Below are 19946 nucleotides of genomic sequence, written 5' to 3'. Positions count from 1 at the left end.
GCCCTGACGGGGGCGGCGGGTACGGTGGCCTCATGGCGACCAGTACCAAGACGACCTCGCGCGGGCGCGGCAGCGCGACTCCGCGCTCCGGCGCGCCGCGATCCGGCCGGGGCTCGGGCAAGGCGGCCGCCGAGACGAAGACGGTGGCCTTCGAGTCCGCCCCGCGCACCAACCCCGCGGTGCGGCTCTGGATGGCGCTGGCCCACCTCGCGGGCGGCGCCGCGCGCGCCCTCGGTCCCGAGCGGCTGGCGAAGGAGGAGCGCCGCGACGGCGTCCCCTTCCTGCTGCTGCTGCTGGCCGTCGCGGGCGCGGTCGTCGAGTGGTTCCTCGCGACCGACCCGGTCGCCCTGGTGCTCGACGCGTGGAGCTTCGGCGGCTTCTTCGGCCGGGTCGCCTACGTGCTGCCGGTCGTCCTTCTCCTCTTCTCCCTCTGGCTCTTCCGGCACCCCCGGTCCGTCGACGACAACGGGCGGATCGGCGTGGGCGTCATCACGCTGCTCGTCGCCTCCGCCGGCATCTGCCACGCGCACCTCGGCCTGCCGCAGCCCGGCCAGGGAATCGAGACCATGGCGGCCGCGGGAGGCGTCCTCGGCTGGCTGGTGGGCGCCCCGCTCGCGGCGATCGCCACCGTCCCCGGCGCGACCGTGCTGCTGTCGCTCGTGATCCTGCTGTCGCTGTTCATCATCACCAAGACCCCGCCGAACCGCATCGGCGCGCGCTCGCGGGAGCTCTACGGCTACCTCTTCGGCGCCCCTGTGCTCGACGACGAGGAGCGCGCCCGCCTCAAGGCCGAGCGGGCCGCCGCGAAGGCCGCGGCGAAGGCGGAGGCCGAGCAGGAGGAGGACGCGCAGCAGGACGGCGGAGAGCTGCCCTGGTGGCGGCGCACCGAGTCCGGGCGCGAGGACGAGCCGACCGTGCAGACCGAGCTCCCGATCGACTCCTTCACCGAGGTGCTCGAGGGCGCCGCGCCCGCTCGCGGCCGCGCGAAGGGCTTCGACACCGCGCTCGAGGAGCGCGACGACGAGGCCCACCCGCCGACCCGCTCCTACGCCACCGAGGTGCTGGCCGAGGCCGAGACCGCCGAGGCGGCGCTCGCCCGCTTCGAGCAGACGGGCGCTCCCCGCGGCGCGACCGGCGTGGTCGACGACGACGCGACCGAGGTCATCCGGCTCGACCGCCTCGATGTGGCGCCCGCCGTCCCGATCCCGCCCGTCATCGAGACCGGCCCGATCGCGCCCCTCGCCGAGGAGGATCCGACTACCGGCTTCGACTCCTCGTTCGAGGACGACGCGCCGTACCGCCTCCCCTCGGCGGCCGCCCTCTCGACGGGCACGCCCTCCAAGGCGCGCTCGGCGGCCAACGATGAGATGGTCCGCGCCATCACCGAGGTGCTGCAGCAGTTCAACGTGGACGCGACGGTCACCGGCTTCTCCCGCGGCCCGACCGTCACCCGCTACGAGATCGAGCTCGGCCCCGGCGTCAAGGTCGAGCGCGTCACCGCGCTCAGCAAGAACCTCTCCTACGCCGTCGCCAGCAACGAGGTCCGGATCCTCTCCCCGATCCCGGGCAAGAGCGCGATCGGCGTCGAGATCCCCAACACGGACCGCGAGATCGTCTCGCTGGGCGACGTCCTCCGCTCGCCGGCCTCGACGACGTCCACGCACCCGATGACCATCGGCGTCGGGAAGGACGTCGAGGGCGGCTACGTCGTGGCGAACCTCGCCAAGATGCCGCACCTCCTGGTCGCCGGCTCCACCGGCTCCGGCAAGTCCAGCTTCGTCAACTCGATGATCACGAGCCTGCTGATGCGCGCGCGCCCGCAGGACGTGCGCATGGTCCTGATCGACCCCAAGCGCGTGGAGCTCACCATCTACGGCGGAGTGCCCCACCTGATCACTCCGATCATCACGAACCCCAAGAAGGCCGCCGAGGCGCTGCAGTGGGTCGTGAAGGAGATGGACATGCGCTACGACGACCTCGCGTCGTTCGGGTTCCGCCACATCGACGACTTCAACGCGGCCGTCCGCGCCGACGAGATCAAGCTCCCCGCGGGCAGCAGCCGCGTCCTCAAGCCGTACCCCTACCTCCTCGTGGTGGTCGACGAGCTCGCCGACCTGATGATGGTCGCCCCGCGCGACGTCGAGGACTCGATCGTGCGGATCACCCAGCTCGCGCGCGCCTCGGGCATCCACCTCGTGCTGGCCACGCAGCGGCCGAGCGTCGACGTGGTGACCGGCCTCATCAAGGCGAACGTGCCCAGCCGCCTCGCCTTCGCGGTGACCAGCGTGACCGACTCGCGGGTCATCCTCGACCAGCCGGGAGCCGACAAGCTCATCGGGCAGGGCGACGGCCTCTTCCTCCCCATGGGCACCAACAAGCCGATGCGCGTCCAGGGCGCCTGGGTCCGCGAGGACGAGATCGCGAAGGTCGTCGAGCACGTCACCCGTCAGGCGCAGCCCGAGTACCGCCAGGACATCACCGTGCAGGCGCAACGCAAGGAGATCGACTCCGACATCGGGGACGACCTCGAGCTGCTGGTCGCGGCGGCCGAGCTCGTCGTCAGCACGCAGTTCGGCTCGACCTCGATGCTGCAGCGCAAGCTCCGCGTCGGCTTCGCCAAGGCCGGCCGACTGATGGACCTGCTCGAGTCGCGCGAGGTCGTCGGCCCCTCCGAGGGGTCGAAGGCCCGCGACGTGCTGGTCACCGCCGAGCAGCTGCCGGGCGTCCTCGCGCGGATGCGCGGCGAGGACCCGGGCGAGGGGCCGGCCGCGCCGTCCTCGGTCGCCCCGGACCCGTACGCGGATCCGCTGGCCGAGCCGACGGGGCCCGCCGCCACCGACTACCACGACGACGACGAGGGGTCCGGCGAGGACGCCTGGACGCTGACGGGACGCGAGTGACCGTCCCGGTCGCCCGCACTGCGAGGAACGGCGGAGCACGATGACCCACCCCACCGCACCGGCTCCGGCCGCGTCGGGCAACTGGAACCTGCCGAACGCGATCACGGTCGTCCGGATCCTGCTGGCGCCCGTCTTCTTCTGGCTCCTGCTGGCCGACGGGGGGCAGGACGGCGGGATCCGGATCGCCGCGGCGCTCCTCTTCATCGTCGCGATCGCCACGGACGGCATCGACGGGCACATCGCCCGGAGCCGGGGCCTCGTGACCGATCTCGGCAAGCTCCTGGATCCGATCGCCGACAAGGTGCTGACCGGTGCGGCGCTCGTCGGGCTCTCGATTCTCGCGGAGCTGCCGTGGTGGGTGACGATCGTCATCCTGGTGCGCGAGATCGGCATCACCGTCTTCCGGATGGCCGTGCTCTCGGACCGGGTGATCCCGGCGTCACGGGGCGGCAAGCTCAAGACGATCGTGCAGTCGATCGCGATCTCCCTCGCTCTGCTGCCGCTCTGGGCCGTCCTCGGCGAGTGGGTCCACTGGCTGAACGGGATCACGATGACGGCCGCGGTGGTGCTCACGGTCGCCACCGGGATCGACTACCTCGCCGACGCCGCCCGCCAGAGCCGGGCCGCCCGGTCGACGCGGTGACGGCCGCGCAGCTGATCGCCGAGCTCCGGCGGCGGGGTGTCGACCTCGCCGTCGCGGAGTCGCTCACCGGCGGCGCGCTCAGCTCCGCCCTCGTGGAGGTGCCCGGCGCCTCCGCCGTGTACCGCGGGGGAGTAGTGAGCTATGCCACCGACCTCAAGGACCGGCTCCTCGGGGTGGACGCGCGCGTCCTCGGCGAGCGGGGTCCCGTCGATCCCGCAGTCGCTGTGCAGATGGCGCGCGGAGCGTCCTCGCGGCTCGCAGCCGACGGGCGTCCGACGCTCGGCCTGGCGACCACGGGGGTCGCCGGTCCGGATCCGCAGGGGGACGCGGCCGTCGGCACCGTCTTCGTGGCGGCCGTCCTCGGCGAGGACGAGCTCGTCCGTGAGCACCGGTTCGACGGCGACCGCGCCGCGATCCGCGCCGCCTCGGTCGACGCGGCCCTCGCCCTCGGCGCGGAGCTGATCGCCCGCGGCGCATGAGGCGGATACCCAGCGAGGGCCCTCAGGGAATCGGAATGCGCCGCATTGCGGCCCGGTTACAACTGGTGTCGCTCACACGCAAAGTCCAGTCATCCGGTATTAGAGTCGACATCATACGAACCGGGTAGTGAACAGCTATCCGGTTCTCTCGTCCCAGCCCCCCGATCACCCGCTCCGGAATCTCCGGCGCTCGTGCTCGCGGTGCAGGTGCACGACATGCGGTTGACGTGGAGAAGGAGGGTCCAGTGGTTCTAGTTCGTCAGGAGATCGGCGATGTCCTCAGGGACTTTCGCCTGCAGAAAGGTCGTACGCTCCGTCAGGTGGCGAGCAAGGCGAGCGTTGCGCTCGGCTACCTGAGCGAGGTCGAACGCGGTCAGAAGGAGGCCTCCTCGGAGATCCTCGCCTCTGTCGCCGACGCCCTCGACACCCCCATCTCGGTGATCATGCGCGAGGTCGGCGATCGTCTCGCCGTCATCGAGGGCATCGACACCATCCCCGACACCATCCCGGCCGACATGGTCGCCGGCTTCGACGCCGACCTCGTCACGCAGTAGTCGGCCCCCGTCCCCTCCACTCACCGCACCCGTTCCACGCGAAGGGCGCCCAGGCTCCGGCCGGGCGCCCTTCGGCGTTCCCGGGGGAGTGCGGCCTCCGGGCAGCGGCTACCGTGGACGCATGCGCTTGAGCGAGTTCCGGCAGCTGGTGGACGACGAGTTCGGCGGCGCCTACGCCCGTGTCCTGGTCTCGGACCTCGTGCTGACCGAGCTCGGGGGCCGCACCGCCGAGCGCGCCCTCGCGGACGGAGCGGAGCCGCGCGAGGTCTGGCTCGCCCTCTGCCGCGCCAACGACGTCCCGGAGGCCCGGTGGCACGGCGTGGATCCGCGGAAGCGCCACCGCTGACGCTCCCGTCGCCGAAGCCGTGTTCGACACGCCGACGGCTCGTGCTCGAATCCGTGTTCGAACGGGTCTAGGCTCCTCCACAGAAGCAGGAACGGCCCCGTCTCCACGGAGTCGCTCTCGCTCGGCCCCGATGTCGGTGGTCGGGCGTACCGTCGGAGACACCTGAACGGACCTGCTTCACCGCCTTGTCGCAGCCGGCCGGCACTGTCACTCCGACAGCCACCGGCATGTCGCGACAGCCTGTAGGCGACACCACCACGAACACGAGAGCGAGACGGCCATGCCCAGTTCCTCCGACCGCGAGAAGTCCCTCGAGACCGCACTCGCCCAGATCGACCGCCAGTTCGGCAAGGGCGCCGTCATGCGCCTCGGAAGCGACGACCGCGCTCCCGTCGAGGTGATCCAGACCGGTTCGATCGCGCTCGACGTCGCGCTCGGGATCGGCGGGCTCCCCCGCGGCCGCATCGTCGAGATCTACGGCCCCGAGTCCTCCGGAAAGACCACCCTCACGCTGCACGCGATCGCGAACGCGCAGCGCAACGGCGGCATCGCCGCCTTCATCGACGCGGAGCACGCGCTCGACCCCGAGTACGCCAAGAAGCTCGGCGTCGACATCGACTCCCTCCTCGTGTCGCAGCCCGACACCGGAGAGCAGGCGCTCGAGATCGCCGACATGCTCGTGCGATCGGGATCGATCGACCTCATCGTGATCGACTCCGTCGCGGCCCTCGTGCCGCGTGCCGAGATCGAGGGCGAGATGGGCGACTCCCACGTCGGCCTGCAGGCCCGCCTCATGTCCCAGGCACTGCGCAAGCTGACCGGCGGACTGAACACCACGAACACCACGATGATCTTCATCAACCAGCTGCGCGAGAAGATCGGCGTCTTCTTCGGAAGCCCCGAGACCACGGCGGGCGGCAAGGCGCTCAAGTTCTACGCGTCGGTCCGCCTCGACATCCGCCGCATCGAGACGCTGAAGGACGGCACCGACGCGGTCGGCAACCGCACGCGCGTCAAGGTCGTGAAGAACAAGATGGCCCCGCCCTTCAAGCAGGCCGAGTTCGACATCCTCTACGGCGTCGGCATCTCCCGCGAGGGCAGCCTGATCGACTTCGGTGTCGAGCACGAGATCGTCCGCAAGTCGGGCGCCTGGTACACCTACGACGGCGACCAGCTCGGCCAGGGCAAGGAGAAGGCGCGCCAGTTCCTCATCGACAACCCCGATGTGGCCGCCGAGATCGAGAAGCGCATTCTGGTCAAGCTCGGCGTGATCGTCGACCCGAACGCGGCCGTCGAGGCCGCGCCGGTCGCGATCGAGACCAAGCAGCCCGTGCGCAAGGGCGCCTAGCCCGTGGCGGAGAAGGCCGCGGAGGGGGCGAAGGGCCGCCCCGTGGCCTTCCTGCCCTGGGTCGACCGGGGTGCGGCGGGCGACGAGGGCTGGGCTCCGGCGGCGCCGGACGCCGACGGGGCCGGGTCGCTTCCGGAGCCGTCCGGAGCCGGGACGCCGCGTACCAGTGCTCCCGGGACGGTCGCAGGAGAGTCGGGAGGCTCCTCCGTCGGCGGCGCCGCGTCTCCGGCCTCCGAGCGGATCGCCGAGCTCTCGGCTCATGTCGCCCGGCGCGTGCCGGCGTTCGTCGAGAACGCGGACGACGAGGACGACGACGACGCGATCGAGATCCCGGAGGAGATCGATCCCGAGCAGGTCGCGGATCGGATCGTACGGGGGCTCTCCCGCAAGAGCCTCTCGGTCGCCGAGGTCGAGGCGCGCCTCTACACGGAGGGCGTCGCCGAGAAGGACGCCCTCGAGATCCTCGAGCGCTTCACGCGCTTCGGCTACCTCGACGACCTCCGCATGGCGGAGCAGCTGGTCGTCTCGCTCCGTGACCGCAAGAAGCTCGGCCGCTCCTCCATCCAGCAGGAGCTGCGCGCGCGGAAGATCGACCCCGAGGCGATCGCGTCAGCGCTCGACGAGCTGGACGGCGACGACGAGTACCGCACGGCGCTCGAGCTCGCGCGCAAGCGCCTGCCGAGCCTGCGCTCGCTCTCCGACGAGGTCGCCGAGCGCCGGCTCACGGGATTCCTCGCGCGCCGCGGCTACGCCGGCGGACTCGTGCAGCGCGTCGTCCGCGAGACGATCCGCAAGCCGGGGTCGAGCGTCCGCTTCCGCTGACACGGCGGGCCGGGAGCGGTCCGACCGGAGCGTAGAATGCCACACCATGAGCACGCTCGGTACCGCCCCGTCGCCCGTCGCCGAGACCCGGCCGAGGACCTACGAGGTCCGTACGTTCGGGTGCCAGATGAACGTGCACGACTCCGAGCGGCTGAGCGGTTCGCTCGAGGCGGCGGGCTACGTGTCCGCCGATGGAGCCGAGGCCGACGTCGTCGTCATCAACACCTGCGCGGTGCGCGAGAACGCCGACAACAAGCTCTACGGCAACCTCGGCCACCTCGCGTCGGTGAAGCGCCGCCACGAGGGGATGCAGATCGCGGTCGGCGGCTGCCTCGCGCAGAAGGACAAGAACGTCATCCTCGACCGCGCCCCGTGGGTCGACGTCGTCTTCGGCACGCACAACATGGGCGCCCTCCCGAGCCTGCTCGAGCGCGCCCGCCACAACGACGAGGCGCAGCTCGAGATCCTCGAGTCGCTCGATGTCTTCCCCTCCACGCTCCCCACGAAGCGCGACTCGACCTACAGCGGCTGGGTCTCGATCTCGGTCGGCTGCAACAACACCTGCACCTTCTGCATCGTCCCCTCGCTCCGCGGCAAGGAGAAGGACCGGCGCCCCGGCGACGTGCTCGCCGAGATCCAGGCGCTCGTGGACGACGGCGCGATCGAGGTCACCCTTCTCGGCCAGAACGTGAACTCCTACGGCGTCGAGTTCGGCGATCGCCAGGCGTTCTCGAAGCTGCTCCGCGCGGCGGGCACCATCGACGGGCTCGAGCGGATCCGCTTCACGAGCCCCCATCCCGCGGCCTTCACCGACGACGTGATCGACGCCATGGCCGAGACGCCGGCGGTGATGCCGCAGCTGCACATGCCGCTCCAGTCCGGCTCCGACCGCGTCCTTAAAGCGATGCGCCGCTCCTACCGCTCCGAGAAGTTCCTCGGGATCCTCGACCGGGTCCGCGATCGCATCCCGCACGCGGCGATCAGCACCGACATCATCGTGGGCTTCCCCGGCGAGACGGAGGCCGACTTCCAGGAGACCCTGCGGGTGGTCGAGGCGGCCCGCTTCGCCTCCGCCTTCACCTTCCAGTACTCCATCCGGCCCGGCACCCCGGCCGCGACGCTGCCCGACCAGATCCCCAAGGCGGTCGTCCAGGAGCGTTACGAGCGGCTCGTCGCCCTGCAGGACGCGATCAGCGAGCAGGAGAACCGCGCAGTCGTCGGCCGAGAGGTCGAGGTCCTCGTCGCGACCGGCGAGGGCCGTCGCGACACGGAGACGCACCGGCTGAGCGGACGCGCCGAGGACAGCCGCCTGGTGCACTTCGACGTGCCCGAGGGCTCCGAGCAGCCGCGTCCCGGAGACGTGGTCTCCGTCCGGGTCACCCGTGCCGCCCCCTTCTACCTCCTGGCGGATTCGCCCGACGGCGCGCCGCTCCGCATCCGCCGCACCCGCGCGGGCGACGCCTGGGACCGGGCGCAGACCGAGTCCTGCGGAGTTCCGGCCGCCCCGGGCGCGAGCGGGGCGCCCCGGGTCTCGCTGGGCCTGCCGTCGCTGCGCGTGCGCGACGCCGGCACGCTGACGACGCCGATCTACGACGCCCTCGATGGCGAGCGCTGAGACCGGAGCCCCCGATACCGCGCCGGAGCTCATCGCGGTCGTCGGCGCGACCGGCACGGGCAAGTCCGACCTCTCGCTCGAGCTCGCCGAGGCGATCCGGCAGGACGGCGGCGCCGCTGAGATCGTGAACGCCGACGCGATGCAGCTCTACCGCGGGATGGACATCGGCACCGCGAAGCTGCCCGCCGACGAGCGTCGGGGCGTCCCGCACCACCTGCTCGACGTCCTCGACGTGACGGAGGAGGCGTCGGTCGCCCGCTACCAGAGCGAGGCGCGGCGCGTGATCGAGAGCGTGCTGGCGCGCGGGGCGACGCCGATCCTCGTCGGGGGCTCCGGTCTGTACGTCTCCAGCGTCGTCTTCGAGTTCTCGTTCGCGGGCACCGACCCGGCCGTCCGGCGCCAGCTCGAGGAGACCGCCGAGCGGGAGGGCCTGGGCGCCCTCGTCGAGCGGCTGCGCCGGATCGACGCCGGAGTGGCCGAGCGGATCGGTCCGCACAACGCCCGGCGCATCGTCCGCGCGCTCGAGATCGCGGAGCTCACCGGCGGGAGCACGCACAGCGCGCTGATGTCCGACGAGCCGGTTCGGTGGCGCCCCGCCTCGATCCTGTTCCTCGAGGCTCCGCGGGAGGAGCTGGTGCAGCGCCTCGACCGGCGGGTGGAGCGGATGTGGGCGGCCGGGATGCTCGACGAGGTCGAGCGGCTCGTCCCCCTCGGCCTGGAGCGCGGCGTCACAGCCGGGCGGGCCATCGGGTACGCCCAGGCGCTCGCCCAGCGTGCCGGCGTCCTCCGCGAGGACGAGGCGATCGCGGCGACGCAGGCGCTCACGCGCCGCTACGCACGCCGGCAGAACAGCTGGTTCCGGCGCTACGCCGGCGCCCACCGTCTCCCGTACGACGCGCCGGACCTGGTGTCGCGGGCGCACGCCGCCGCCCAGGCCGCCTCTCCCGCTCCTCGCTAGGCTGTGCGCCATGACGATCGAGCTGCACTTCACCAAGGGCCAGGGCACCGGCAACGACTTCGTGCTCTTCAGCGACCCGGACGGTGAGGTCGACCTCTCGCCCGCGCAGATCGCGATGATCTGCGACCGCCACTTCGGCGTCGGCGCCGACGGCGTCATCCGTGCCGTCCGCTCCCGCGCGATCCCGGAGGGTGCCGCGGCCCTGGCCGAGGAGAGCGAGGCGGAGTGGTTCATGGACTACCGCAACGCCGACGGCTCGATCGCCGAGATGTGCGGCAACGGCATCCGCGTCTACGCCGCGTTCCTGCTCGCGGGCGGCCTGGCGACGCTCGAGCCCGGCGACACCCTCCCGATCGGCACCCGCGCCGGCGTCCGCGACGTGACCCGCAGCGGTGCCGGGTTCCAGGTCGACCTCGGCCGCTGGGAGCTGGCGGGCGGCGAGCCCCTGGTGCGGGCGAAGGAGCTCAAGGTCGCGCGCCCCGGTCTCGGGATCGACCTCGGCAATCCGCACGTGGTCGTCGCCCTCAGCAACGACGAGGAGCTCGACTCCGCCGACCTCTCCTACATCCCGCAGCTCGACCCGGAGCCCGAGGACGGCGCGAACGTCGAGTTCGTGGTACCCGGCGAGCCCCTGGTCCACGACGGCATCGGGCGGATCCGGATGCGCGTGCACGAGCGCGGCAGCGGCGAGACCCTGAGCTGCGGCACGGGTGCCGCAGCGGCGGCACTGGCGGTGCGCTACTGGGCGGGAGCCCGCGCTCCGCAGGCCTGGCGCGTGGAGGTCCCGGGCGGCACGCTCGGCGTGACGATGTTCGCGTCGGAGGAGGGCGAGCACGTCGGGCTCTCCGGCCCGGCCGACCTCGTCTTCACCGGGACGATCCGGATCGACTGAGGACCCGGTCAGGCCAGGCGGGTCGTCCGGAGCACGCGGAAGCCCTTCGCCGAGGAGACGCGCTCCACGTCGAGCCGCCCGGCGAACGCGGCGCCCAGCCAGGTCTGGAGCGAGTCTGAGCCGAGGTTGCGCTGCACGACGAGCCAGGCGTCCGCGCCCTCCTCGAGCCGCGGCAGCCAGCGCTCGAGCAGGAGGTGCAGCTCCTCCTTGCCGATGCGGATCGGCGGGTTCGACCACACCGTGCGGAAGCGGACGTCGTCGGGAACATCCTCGGGCAGCACGGCGTTGACATTGAGGACGCCGAGTTCCTCGCAGTTGCGACGGACCAGCTCGAGCGCCCGCTGGTTGACGTCGACCGCCCACACCCGGGCGTCGGGGGAGGCGAGGGCGAGCGCGAGGGCGATCGGGCCCCAGCCGCAGCCGAGGTCCAGCAGGTCCCCGTCAGCGGGGGCGTCTGGCACCGCGTCCAGCAGGACGCGCGTGCCGAGATCGACGTGACCGGGGCTGAACACCCCTCCTGCCGTCGTGACCTCGAGGTCGCGACCGGCCAGGCGGGCCTGGATCCTGCGGGGCCGGAGGTCGCCGTCGGGAGTACTCGAGAAGTAGTGCTCGGCGGCCATGAGAAGTGAACCTATCAAGACCTGAGGAGTTAGTGTTATCCGGATGACGGAAGACCTGAACGAGACCGACACGACCGAGGCCGTGGACGTCGTCTCGAGGGTCCTGGCGAACGCGCAGTCGCGTTCGGCGGGGTACTCGCGCTTCGTCGCGGGTGGAGCCCAGGCGCTGCAGAGCGCCGGCCACGAGGGCGAGAACAGCGACGGCGAGCAGTTCGACCGCGATGATCGGCAGGCGCTGCGACGCGTCGCCGGCCTCTCGACCGAGCTCGAGGACGTCACGGAGGTCGAGTACCGCCAGCTGCGCCTGGAGAACGTCGTGCTCATCGGCGTGTACTCGCAGAACTCGCTGGAGGACGCGGAGAACTCGCTGCACGAGCTCGCAGCGCTCGCGGAGACGGCGGGAGCGACGGTCCTCGACGGCCTGCTCCAGCGCCGCCCGCACCCCGATCCGAGCACCTACCTCGGCAAGGGCAAGGCTCAGGAGCTCGCGGGGCTCGTCGCGGCCCTCGGCGCGGACACGGTCGTCGCCGACACCGAGCTCGCACCGAGCCAGCGCCGCGCGCTGGAGGACGTGGTGAAGGTCAAGGTGATCGACCGCACCGCGGTGATCCTCGACATCTTCAGCCAGCACGCGAAGAGCCGCGAGGGCAAGGCGCAGGTCGAGCTCGCGCAGCTCGAGTACCTGCTCCCGCGACTGCGCGGCTGGGGCGAGTCGATGTCCCGCCAGGCCGGCGGTCAGGTGGGCGCGGGAGCCGGAATGGGCTCGCGCGGTCCGGGTGAGACGAAGATCGAGCTCGATCGTCGCCGCATCCACACCCGCATGGCGCGCCTGCGCAAGCAGATCACGGCGATGAAGCCCGCCCGCGAGGCCAAGCGCGCGAACCGCAAGCGCAACGCCGTCCCCTCGGTGGCGATCGCGGGGTACACGAACGCCGGCAAGTCGAGCCTGCTGAACCGGATGACGCACGCGGGCGTCCTCGTCGAGAACTCGCTCTTCGCGACCCTCGACGCCACCGTCCGCAAGGCCCAGACGAAGGACGGGCGCCTCTACACGCTCGCCGACACGGTCGGCTTCGTGCGAGCGCTTCCGCACCAGCTCGTCGAGGCCTTCCGGTCGACGCTCGAGGAGGTCGCGGACTCCGATGTGATCGTCCACGTCGTGGACGCCTCCCACCCCGATCCGGCCGGGCAGATCGCCACCGTGCGCGACGTGATCGGCGAGGTGGGCGCCCGCAGCATCCCCGAGATCATCGCCTTCAACAAGGCCGATCTGGTGGACGAGGGCACGCGGCTGGTGCTGCGCGGTCTCGCTCCCGACGCGGTCTTCGTGTCGGCGCGCAGCGGCGAGGGCATCGACGAGCTGGAGGCGCGGATCGCCGAGATCCTGCCCGAGCCGGACGTCGAGATCGACCTGCTCGTGCCGTACGACCGGGGCGACGTGATCTCGCATCTGCACCGCAGCGGCCGGATCCTGTCGACGCAGTACGTCGAGGGCGGCACCCACGTGGTCGCCCTCGTGCACGCCGACCTGGCGGGCTCGCTCACCGAGTTCGCGGTTCCGCGCGCGGCCGTCCAGGCCTGATCGCCACCACCCGAGCGCCTGTCTCCCCGTCCGGGCGGCGGGCGCTCGGCGCATCCGGGAGGGGGTGCGGCGTCCCGCATCATCGACCCGCTCCGGAGGTCGGAGGGTTCGGCGATCTCGTGTCGGCAGCTCTCCTCCGCCTTCCCGTGACCGCGACGGAGGGGCGCGCGCCCCGATCGCCCGTGCCCGTCGAATGCAGGAGGGGCCCGACCGGCTGCACGCCGGTCGGGCCCCTCCTGCACGCCCGGTGTCAGACCGAGCGGAGGACCGCCACGATCTTCCCGAGCACCTCTGCCTCGTCGCCGAGGATCGGCTCGAAGTTGGAGTTGCGGGGCAGCAGCCAGGTGTGGCCGTCGCGCTGGCGCAGCACCTTGACGGTGGCCTCGCCGTCGAGCATGGCCGCCACGATCTCGCCGTTCTCGGCGGTGCGCTGCGAGCGGACCACGACCCAGTCGCCGTCGCAGATTGCGGCGTCGATCATCGACTCGCCGACGACCTTGAGCATGAAGAGCTCGCCCTTGCCGACGAGCTGCCGGGGAAGCGGGAACACCTCGTCGATCTGCTGGTCGGCCATGATCGGCACGCCCGCCGCGATCCGGCCGACGAGGGGGACCATCGCCGCGTCGCCGACCGTCGCGGTCGACTCGAACGACCCGTCGTCCTCCGTCGAGCTGGGGACGTCGATGAGGATCTCGAGGGCGCGGGGCCGGTTCGGGTCGCGGCGCAGGTAGCCGCTGAGCTCGAGCTGGTTGAGCTGGTGGGTGACGCTCGACAGCGAGGCGAGGCCGACCGCGTCGCCGATCTCGCGCATGCTCGGCGGGTAGCCGCGGCTCGACACCGAGCGCTGGATCGCGTCGAGGATCGCGAGCTGCTTGGCGCTCAGGCTCTTCCGGCGCCGGCCTGCGGCCGCCTTCGTCTTGGCGGCCGGGGTCCCGGCCCTCTGCGCGTCGCTCACGATGCTCCCTCTTCCCGGTGCGCACGCCGCGTGCGCGCCCGCCCGGTCGCGACCCGACAAGGAATGTCGGTGGTCGCTGCTCTACTACGACCAGGCTCTCGAAACTGTATCCGCCGGAACTCACGACTCGGAACATTCGTTCGAGTGTGTCGCGCGCGAGTCCGCCCGCGGATCAGCCGGAACGGTCCCTTGACCGCTCCGTCGTTCGAAGATATGTTCGGTACAGGCGTTCGGGGCGGCCCTCCCGGCCGAGGGCCTCCCCGAATCCCTGTTGAAAGGAGCGATCCCATGACCGCACAGCTCACCTCCCGCCCGCTCCAGCGCTCGTCCGCGGCTCGGCCCGTCGAGGTACTGCCGTCCGCTCCCGAGCCGATGAGCGCGTTCGGCGAAGCGCGGATCGTTCGCACCCGTCTGCGCCTCACGCGCCGCGGCCGCGCCGTGGTGGCCGCTCTGGGGGCCCTGCCGATCGTGGCGGGCGCCTTCGCCTTCGGGCTCAACGGCGGCGGAGCGGTCGCGTCGAGCGACGCCGCTGCGGTCGAGTTCCAGTACGTCACCGTTCACGCGGGCGAGTCGCTCTGGTCGCTCGCCGAGGAGCTCGCCCCGCAGGCGGACCCGCGCGACGTGGTCGACGACATCCTCTCCCTCAACCAGCTCTCGAGCGCGGGCGTCGAGCCCGGGCAGCGCCTCGCGGTCCCGGCCGAGTACGACACCGCTCGCTGAGCCGGGCTGCCCGGACGTCCGCGCCGGGTGCTTCGCTACCATTCCCTGGTGACGACTCTCGATGACCTGCCCCTCCGCGACGACCTCCGTGGCAGGCACCCGTACGGTGCACCCCAGGCGGTCGTGCCCGTCGCCCTCAACGTCAACGAGAACACCCACCCGGTCCCGGACGACGTGATCGCCGACATCGTCGGGCGGGTCACGGAGGCGCTGCGCACCGTCAACCGGTATCCCGACCGCGAGTTCCGAGAGCTGCGCGACTCCCTCGCCGGCTACCTCGGTCACGGGCTCACCGCGGACGGCGTGTGGGCTGCGAACGGATCGAACGAGGTGCTCCAGCACGTCCTTCAGGCGTTCGGCGGTCCCGGGCGCTCGCTGCTGGGGTTCGCGCCCACCTATTCGATGTACTCGATCCTCGCGTCGGGGAGCGGAACGGAGTGGATCCCCGCTCCGCGCGAGGCGGAGTTCGAGATCGGAGCCGAGTACGCCGCGGAGCAGGTGCGCCGGGCCCGGCCCGACATCGTCTTCCTCTGCGCTCCGAACAACCCGACCGGGACGCCGCTCGACCTCGCCGTGATCGAGGCGGTCTACGACGCGACCGACGGCATCGTCGTCGTCGACGAGGCGTACGCCGAGTTCGCGGGCAGGGGCGCGCCCACCGCGCTGAGCCTCCTCCCCGGGCGACCGCGCCTGCTCGTGTCCCGCACCATGAGCAAGGCCTTCGCCTTCGCCGGCGTCCGCCTGGGCTACCTCGCCGCCGACCCCGCGGTGATCGACGCGCTCCGCCTCGTCCGCCTCCCGTACCACCTGTCGGCCCTCACCCAGGCCGCCGCGACCGCCGCCCTCGCTCACGCCGACGAGATGCTCGCCATGGTCGGCGAGATCATCGTGCAGCGCGACCGGATGATCGACGGCCTGCGCGCCCTCGGCTACCGGCCGTACGCGACCGGCAGCAACTTCGTCCTCTTCGGCGGTGTCGCGGATCCGGCCGCCGTGTTCGAGGGCCTGCTCGCCCGCGGCGTCCTCATCCGCGACGTCGGCATCCCGAACCACCTCCGTGTCAGCGCCGGCACCGAGGAGGAGACGACCGCGTTACTCGAGGCGCTCGCCTCCCTCCCCGCACCGTCGGCCGACCCCGCGGTGGCGCTCTCGCGCGAGTGAGCTCCGCCCGGGGGCGGCGACGCGGCGCGAATAGACTGGGAGGCATGACCTCCCCGAGCGCCGCACCCGGGCGCACCGCCTCCCTCAGCCGTGCCACCAGCGAGTCGAGCATCGAGCTCTCCCTCGACCTCGACGGCACGGGCGTCGCCGATCTCGAGACCGGCGTGCCCTTCTTCGACCACCTGCTGACGGCGTTCGCGAAGCACTCGCTCACGGATCTCCGAGTCCGGGCCCGCGGCGACATCGAGATCGACATCCACCACACCGCGGAGGACATCGGCATCGTGCTCGGCACGGCCATCCGTCAGGCGCTCGGCGACAAGGCCGGGATCTCCCGCTTCGGCGACGCGCTCGTCCCCCTCGACGAGGCGCTCGTGCAGGCGGTCGTCGACATCTCGGGGCGCCCCTACCTCGTGCACACCGGCGAGCCGGAGGGCTTCGCGCTGCACCTGATCGGCGGCCACTTCACCGGGTCGATGGTGCGCCACGTCTTCGAGGCGATCGCGTTCAACGCCGGCCTCACCGTGCACGTCACGGTGCTCGGCGGCAGGGACCCGCACCACATCGCCGAAGCGGAGTTCAAGGCGTTCGCCCGCGCCTTCCGTCAGGCCAAGGCCCTCGACCCGCTCGTCTCCGGCGTGCCGTCGACGAAGGGCGCGCTATGAGCTCGGCCCGCCCCTCCGTCGTGGTCTACGACTACGGCTCGGGGAACGTGCACTCCGCCGTCAAGGCGCTCGAGCTCGCCGGGGCCGACGTCGAGCTGACGGGGGACCGGCAGCGGGCGCTGGAGGCGGACGGCCTCCTCGTGCCCGGCGTCGGCGCCTTCGACGCCGTGATGTCGGCGCTGACCCGCGCCCGCGGCGGCGAGATCATCGAGAAGCGCCTCGCCGGCGGGCGCCCCGTCCTGGGCATCTGCGTCGGGATGCAGGTGCTCTTCGAGCGCGGCGTCGAGCGCGGGGTCGAGAGCGAGGGCCTGGGCGAGTGGCCGGGGACGGTGGACCTCCTCCCGGCCGAGGTCGTCCCGCACATGGGCTGGAACACCGTCTCCGCTCCCGAGGGCTCGGTGCTCTTCGACGGCATCGCCGAGGAGCGCTTCTACTTCGTGCACTCCTACGGCGCCCGCGAGTGGTCGCTCGACGTGATGCCCCCGTTCCCGCGTCCCGCGGTCACCTGGGCCGATCACGGAGGCCCCTTCATCGCCGCGGTCGAGAACGGGCCGCTCTCGGCCACGCAGTTCCACCCCGAGAAGTCGGGGGCCGCCGGGCTCCGGCTGCTGGCCAATTGGCTGGGCACCCTCCGCACGAACTAGGATCGGCCGGTGGTCGGCGCCTCCAGGGGCCGGCACCGGCTCCGAGACTGAGGATGACGATGAGCGAGTTCACCAAGGCCCCGGGCCTGGTCCTCCTGCCCGCGATCGACGTGGCGGGCGGCAGGGCCGTGCGGCTCACGCAGGGCGAGGCCGGGACCGAGACCAACTACGGCGACCCGATCGACGCCGCGGGCGACTGGGCCGACCAGGGCGCGGAGTGGATCCACCTCGTCGACCTCGACGCCGCCTTCGGCCGCGGCGACAACCACGGCATCATGAAGAAGGTCATCCGGCAGGTGAAGGGCGTCAACGTCGAGCTCTCCGGCGGGATCCGCGACGACCGCAGCCTCGAGTCCGCGCTGAGCGCCGGCGCGAAGCGCATCAACCTCGGCACCGCGGCGCTCGAGAACCCCGAGTGGGCCGCGAGCGTCATCGCGCAGTACGGCGACCAGATCGCCGTCGGTCTCGACGTCCGGGGCACCACGCTCGCCGCGCGCGGCTGGACCAAGGAGGGCGGCGACCTCTGGCAGGTCCTCGACCGCCTGGAGGAGGCCGGCTGCACCCGCTACGTCGTCACCGACGTCACCAAGGACGGCACGCTCAAGGGCCCGAACCTCGAGCTCCTCGAGCAGGTCATGGCCCGCACCCACCGCCCCGTGATCGCCTCGGGCGGCATCTCGAACCTCGACGACATCGCCGCTCTGCGCGACCTCGTGCCCCAGGGGCTCGAGGGCGCGATCGTCGGCAAGGCGCTGTACGCGGGCGCGTTCACGCTCGCGGAGGCCCTGGATGTCGCATCCGAGTGAGCCCCGCCCGCTCCCGGCGCATCTGACCGACTCGGCCGGCGCCCCCTGGGCGGGCCGGCACTTCGAGCCGAGCGCAGCGCCGGAGGACGACGGGAGCGCCCCGGAGGCGCTGGTCGCCGCGCTCGAGTCCTTCACCCGCGGCACTCGCGGCCCGGAGGCCGTGGTCGACGCGCTCCGCACGTCCCGCCTGCTCATCCCTCTGGTCGCCCGCCTCGGCGAGGAGGCCGAGGGGGTCGGGGGACTCCGGGCGGACAAGACGCAGGAGCTCGCGATCGTCACGGTCGCCGGACCCGACGGCCGCACGGTGCTCCCCGTCTTCAGCGGCGTCGAGAGCATGCGCCGGTGGGACCCGGCCGCCCGTCCCGTCCCTGTCGACGGGCGCCGCGCGGCCCTGGCGGCCGTCGCGGAGGGCACCGAGGTGATGGTCCTCGATCCCGCGTCCGAGCGGGAGTTCGCGGTCCGGCGCCCGGCCCTCTGGGCGATCGCGGAGGGCGGCGACTGGCGGCCTGCCCCTGCCGATGCGGAGGTGCTCCTGGCTCTGCGCGCGGCTGCGGAGGGGGAGCGGGCGGTCGCCTCGCTCGAGGTGCGCGCGGGAGACCCGGAGCAGCGCCTCGCGGGCCCCGAGCTCGTGGTGGTCCTGAGCCTGCGCCCGGGGCTCGATCAGGACGCGCTCGGCGCCCTCGTCGCGCGCCTGGGGGAGCGGTGGGCGGCCGACGAGACCGTCGCGCAGCGCGTCGACTCGATGACGCTGCAGCTCGCCGCCGCCCGCTGACTCCCGATCAGGTGACCGGGCCGGTCCACTTCTCGCCCGGGCCCTTGCCGATCGGGTCGGCGATCGGGGACGCCTCACGGAACGCGAGCTGGAGGGTGCGGAGGCCGTCGCGCAGGCTCCGGGCGTGCATGTCGCTGATGTCGGGCGCCCCGGCCGTGACCAGGCCCGCGAGCGCGTTGATGAGCTTGCGCGCCTCGTCGAGGTCGACCTGCGCTCCGGGCTCGTCGGCGAGCCCGCACTTGACGGCGGCCGCGCTCATCAGGTGCACGGCGGCGGTGGTGATGATCTCCACCGCCGGGACCTCCGCGATGTCGCGGGCGGCCTCCACGTCGGAGGCTCCGCCGTCCTCGCCGAATCGTCGCGTGTAGTCGTCGTCGTACTGGGCCATGGGTCCTTCGTTCGTCGTCCGTGGTGGAGGGGCGCGGCCGCCGCAGCAGAGGATCGAGGGCGGCCGGATCCGCTCTGTCGGGCGGGCCGCTGGTCTGCTATGGTTGTCCGGGCTCCGAGGCATGTCCTCGGTTCGAAAGTGGAGATTCTCCCACCCGCGCTTGACCGCTTCACAAGGTTACCGGGTCAGAAGCACTCCGCCCCCGAGGGTCGTCAGACCATCGGAGGCAGGGCTGCGGCTCTCGAGGTCCGCCTCGAGAACCGCGTCACAGGGTGCGAGCGCCGTGCTGCAGGCATGACGTGGACGGGACGATCACCTCTCTCGGGTGCGCTGGAGAAGACTCCGGCAGCGCAGCTGCACTCACCGAGATCAGAGGAGAAACGCAATCAGCGATCCCCGTACCAACGACCGTATCCGCGTCCCCGAGGTCCGCCTCGTGGGTCCCGCAGGAGAACAGGTCGGCGTCGTCAAGATCGAGGTCGCCCTGCGACTCGCGCAGGACGCAGACCTGGACCTGGTCGAGGTCGCCCCCAACTCCAAGCCGCCCGTGGCCAAGATCATGGACTACGGGAAGTTCAAGTACGAGCAGGCTCAGAAGCTCAAGGAAGCCCGTCGCAACCAGGCGAACACGATCCTCAAGGAGGTCCGTTTCCGCCTGAAGATCGACAAGCACGACTACGAGACCAAGCGCAAGCGCGCCGAGGGCTTCCTGAAGGCCGGCGACAAGGTCAAGGCGATGATCCTCTTCCGCGGTCGCGAGCAGTCGCGCCCCGAGATGGGCGTCCGCCTGCTCCAGCGCTTCGCGGAGGACGTCGCCGAGTTCGGCCAGGTCGAGTCCACCCCGACCATCGACGGTCGCAACATGGTGATGGTCATCGGCCCGCTGAAGAACAAGTCCGAGGCGAAGGCCGAGGCCAATGCGGTCCGCGCCGCTCGTCGCGAGGCCAACACCCCCGAGGACACGGCCGAGGCCGAGTCCGTCTAGTACTTCGCCGCCCCGGCCTCGGGGCCGGTGGACGCCCCGCTCGCGGGGCACCGGTTTCGCCCCGCCGAGCGCGGAGTGACGTTCACAAGGA

The 19946-nt window shown here is 72.0% G+C and carries 21 protein-coding genes; 18 read left to right on the top strand and 3 right to left on the bottom strand.

Annotated features, from left to right (window positions below; genetic code table 11):
* Window positions 1–32: 32 nt before the first annotated feature.
* The 10 genes from GTU71_RS06545 (at window position 33) to dapF (ending at window position 10557) form a co-directional block, all read left to right on the top strand.
* Window positions 33–2900 carry a DNA translocase FtsK gene (locus GTU71_RS06545; protein WP_159939513.1) on the top strand — a complete coding sequence of 956 codons (2868 nt, stop codon included), beginning with the start codon at window positions 33–35 and terminating at the stop codon, window positions 2898–2900.
* Between the two features lie 40 nt (window positions 2901–2940).
* Window positions 2941–3543 carry a CDP-diacylglycerol--glycerol-3-phosphate 3-phosphatidyltransferase gene (gene pgsA / locus GTU71_RS06540; protein ID WP_104226303.1) on the top strand — a complete coding sequence of 201 codons (603 nt, stop codon included), beginning with the start codon at window positions 2941–2943 and terminating at the stop codon, window positions 3541–3543.
* On the top strand, window positions 3540–4022 hold the full coding sequence (locus GTU71_RS06535; RefSeq protein ID WP_104255568.1) for a CinA family protein: 483 nt from the start codon (window positions 3540–3542) through the stop codon (window positions 4020–4022). The genes pgsA and GTU71_RS06535 overlap by 4 nt, the downstream gene beginning before the upstream one ends.
* Before the next feature lie 245 nt (window positions 4023–4267).
* Complete coding sequence (locus GTU71_RS06530; protein WP_068207524.1) at window positions 4268–4576, top strand: helix-turn-helix transcriptional regulator; 309 nt, start codon at window positions 4268–4270, stop codon at window positions 4574–4576.
* 121 nt (window positions 4577–4697) lie between these two features.
* On the top strand, window positions 4698–4922 hold the full coding sequence (locus GTU71_RS06525; RefSeq protein WP_104224474.1) for a DUF3046 domain-containing protein: 225 nt from the start codon (window positions 4698–4700) through the stop codon (window positions 4920–4922).
* 280 nt (window positions 4923–5202) lie between these two features.
* Entirely contained in the window at window positions 5203–6270 is a 1068-nt protein-coding gene (gene recA / locus GTU71_RS06520; protein WP_104224475.1) for a recombinase RecA, read from the top strand.
* 42 nt (window positions 6271–6312) lie between these two features.
* On the top strand, window positions 6313–7092 hold the full coding sequence (locus GTU71_RS06515) for a regulatory protein RecX (RefSeq protein ID WP_159939512.1): 780 nt from the start codon (window positions 6313–6315) through the stop codon (window positions 7090–7092).
* A 46-nt stretch (window positions 7093–7138) separates the two neighbouring features.
* Window positions 7139–8707: a tRNA (N6-isopentenyl adenosine(37)-C2)-methylthiotransferase MiaB gene (miaB, locus tag GTU71_RS06510; RefSeq protein WP_104283785.1), complete on the top strand. Its 1569-nt coding sequence runs from the start codon at window positions 7139–7141 to the stop codon at window positions 8705–8707.
* The gene (gene miaA, locus GTU71_RS06505) at window positions 8694–9665 is read left to right on the top strand and encodes a tRNA (adenosine(37)-N6)-dimethylallyltransferase MiaA (protein ID WP_159939511.1); all 972 of its coding nucleotides are present in this window, start codon (window positions 8694–8696) and stop codon (window positions 9663–9665) included. The genes miaB and miaA overlap by 14 nt, the downstream gene beginning before the upstream one ends.
* Before the next feature lie 10 nt (window positions 9666–9675).
* On the top strand, window positions 9676–10557 hold the full coding sequence (dapF, locus tag GTU71_RS06500; protein WP_159939510.1) for a diaminopimelate epimerase: 882 nt from the start codon (window positions 9676–9678) through the stop codon (window positions 10555–10557).
* An 8-nt stretch (window positions 10558–10565) separates the two neighbouring features.
* On the opposite strand, the gene GTU71_RS06495 is transcribed toward dapF, so the two are convergent.
* Window positions 10566–11177, bottom strand: a complete 612-nt coding sequence (locus GTU71_RS06495; RefSeq protein WP_104224480.1) for a methyltransferase — start codon at window positions 11175–11177, stop codon at window positions 10566–10568.
* Window positions 11178–11220: 43 nt separating this feature from the next.
* On the opposite strand from GTU71_RS06495, the gene hflX reads away from it, so the two are divergent.
* Entirely contained in the window at window positions 11221–12759 is a 1539-nt protein-coding gene (hflX, locus tag GTU71_RS06490) for a GTPase HflX (RefSeq protein WP_104224481.1), read from the top strand.
* Between the two features lie 250 nt (window positions 12760–13009).
* Here the strand turns inward: hflX and lexA are convergent, their stop codons facing one another.
* The gene (lexA, locus tag GTU71_RS06485) at window positions 13010–13714 is read right to left on the bottom strand and encodes a transcriptional repressor LexA (RefSeq protein ID WP_104224482.1); all 705 of its coding nucleotides are present in this window, start codon (window positions 13712–13714) and stop codon (window positions 13010–13012) included.
* 288 nt (window positions 13715–14002) lie between these two features.
* On the opposite strand from lexA, the gene GTU71_RS06480 reads away from it, so the two are divergent.
* Genes GTU71_RS06480 through GTU71_RS06455 form a run of 6 tightly spaced genes read left to right on the top strand, consistent with a single transcriptional unit; the run spans window position 14003 to window position 18482 of the window.
* Window positions 14003–14434, top strand: a complete 432-nt coding sequence (locus GTU71_RS06480; protein WP_308470716.1) for a LysM peptidoglycan-binding domain-containing protein — start codon at window positions 14003–14005, stop codon at window positions 14432–14434.
* A 45-nt stretch (window positions 14435–14479) separates the two neighbouring features.
* Window positions 14480–15595, top strand: coding sequence for a histidinol-phosphate transaminase (locus GTU71_RS06475; protein ID WP_159941126.1), 1116 nt, complete (start codon window positions 14480–14482; stop codon window positions 15593–15595).
* 44 nt (window positions 15596–15639) lie between these two features.
* A complete protein-coding gene (hisB, locus tag GTU71_RS06470) occupies window positions 15640–16260 on the top strand; it encodes an imidazoleglycerol-phosphate dehydratase HisB (protein WP_104224484.1) in 621 nt (206 codons plus the stop codon).
* Window positions 16257–16904 carry an imidazole glycerol phosphate synthase subunit HisH gene (gene hisH, locus GTU71_RS06465; RefSeq protein ID WP_104224485.1) on the top strand — a complete coding sequence of 216 codons (648 nt, stop codon included), beginning with the start codon at window positions 16257–16259 and terminating at the stop codon, window positions 16902–16904. Before hisB ends, hisH begins: the two co-directional genes overlap by 4 nt.
* A 59-nt stretch (window positions 16905–16963) precedes the next feature.
* The gene (gene priA, locus GTU71_RS06460) at window positions 16964–17710 is read left to right on the top strand and encodes a bifunctional 1-(5-phosphoribosyl)-5-((5-phosphoribosylamino)methylideneamino)imidazole-4-carboxamide isomerase/phosphoribosylanthranilate isomerase PriA (protein WP_104224506.1); all 747 of its coding nucleotides are present in this window, start codon (window positions 16964–16966) and stop codon (window positions 17708–17710) included.
* Window positions 17694–18482: an SseB family protein gene (locus tag GTU71_RS06455; protein ID WP_159939509.1), complete on the top strand. Its 789-nt coding sequence runs from the start codon at window positions 17694–17696 to the stop codon at window positions 18480–18482. The genes priA and GTU71_RS06455 overlap by 17 nt, the downstream gene beginning before the upstream one ends.
* A gap of 7 nt (window positions 18483–18489) precedes the next feature.
* Here GTU71_RS06455 and GTU71_RS06450 read toward each other — a convergent pair whose 3' ends face one another.
* Complete coding sequence (locus GTU71_RS06450; RefSeq protein ID WP_104313470.1) at window positions 18490–18870, bottom strand: DUF1844 domain-containing protein; 381 nt, start codon at window positions 18868–18870, stop codon at window positions 18490–18492.
* Between the two features lie 385 nt (window positions 18871–19255).
* Between GTU71_RS06450 and infC the strand changes: the two genes are divergently transcribed.
* Window positions 19256–19855 carry a translation initiation factor IF-3 gene (gene infC, locus GTU71_RS06445; protein WP_084415833.1) on the top strand — a complete coding sequence of 200 codons (600 nt, stop codon included), beginning with the start codon at window positions 19256–19258 and terminating at the stop codon, window positions 19853–19855.
* The last annotated feature ends 91 nt before the right edge of the window (window positions 19856–19946 follow it).

This window comes from Rathayibacter sp. VKM Ac-2762, from assembly GCF_009866585.1.
Taxonomy (GTDB): Bacteria; Actinomycetota; Actinomycetes; order Actinomycetales; family Microbacteriaceae; genus Rathayibacter.
This window is presented reverse-complemented; position numbering and strand designations above follow the sequence as displayed.

Excerpts from the sequence above, each read along its gene's own strand:
- GTU71_RS06545 (WP_159939513.1), top strand. The coding sequence starts at position 33 with ATGGCGACCAGTACCAAGACGACCTCGCGCGGGCGCGGCAGCGCGACT.
- pgsA (WP_104226303.1), top strand. The coding sequence starts at position 2,941 with ATGACCCACCCCACCGCACCGGCTCCGGCCGCGTCGGGCAACTGGAAC.
- GTU71_RS06525 (WP_104224474.1), top strand. The coding sequence starts at position 4,698 with ATGCGCTTGAGCGAGTTCCGGCAGCTGGTGGACGACGAGTTCGGCGGC.
- recA (WP_104224475.1), top strand. The coding sequence starts at position 5,203 with ATGCCCAGTTCCTCCGACCGCGAGAAGTCCCTCGAGACCGCACTCGCC.
- miaB (WP_104283785.1), top strand. The coding sequence starts at position 7,139 with ATGAGCACGCTCGGTACCGCCCCGTCGCCCGTCGCCGAGACCCGGCCG.
- miaA (WP_159939511.1), top strand. The coding sequence starts at position 8,694 with ATGGCGAGCGCTGAGACCGGAGCCCCCGATACCGCGCCGGAGCTCATC.
- dapF (WP_159939510.1), top strand. The coding sequence starts at position 9,676 with ATGACGATCGAGCTGCACTTCACCAAGGGCCAGGGCACCGGCAACGAC.
- GTU71_RS06495 (WP_104224480.1), bottom strand. The coding sequence starts at position 11,177 with ATGGCCGCCGAGCACTACTTCTCGAGTACTCCCGACGGCGACCTCCGG.
- hflX (WP_104224481.1), top strand. The coding sequence starts at position 11,221 with ATGACGGAAGACCTGAACGAGACCGACACGACCGAGGCCGTGGACGTC.
- GTU71_RS06480 (WP_308470716.1), top strand. The coding sequence starts at position 14,003 with ATGACCGCACAGCTCACCTCCCGCCCGCTCCAGCGCTCGTCCGCGGCT.
- hisB (WP_104224484.1), top strand. The coding sequence starts at position 15,640 with ATGACCTCCCCGAGCGCCGCACCCGGGCGCACCGCCTCCCTCAGCCGT.
- hisH (WP_104224485.1), top strand. The coding sequence starts at position 16,257 with ATGAGCTCGGCCCGCCCCTCCGTCGTGGTCTACGACTACGGCTCGGGG.
- priA (WP_104224506.1), top strand. The coding sequence starts at position 16,964 with ATGAGCGAGTTCACCAAGGCCCCGGGCCTGGTCCTCCTGCCCGCGATC.
- GTU71_RS06455 (WP_159939509.1), top strand. The coding sequence starts at position 17,694 with ATGTCGCATCCGAGTGAGCCCCGCCCGCTCCCGGCGCATCTGACCGAC.
- GTU71_RS06450 (WP_104313470.1), bottom strand. The coding sequence starts at position 18,870 with ATGGCCCAGTACGACGACGACTACACGCGACGATTCGGCGAGGACGGC.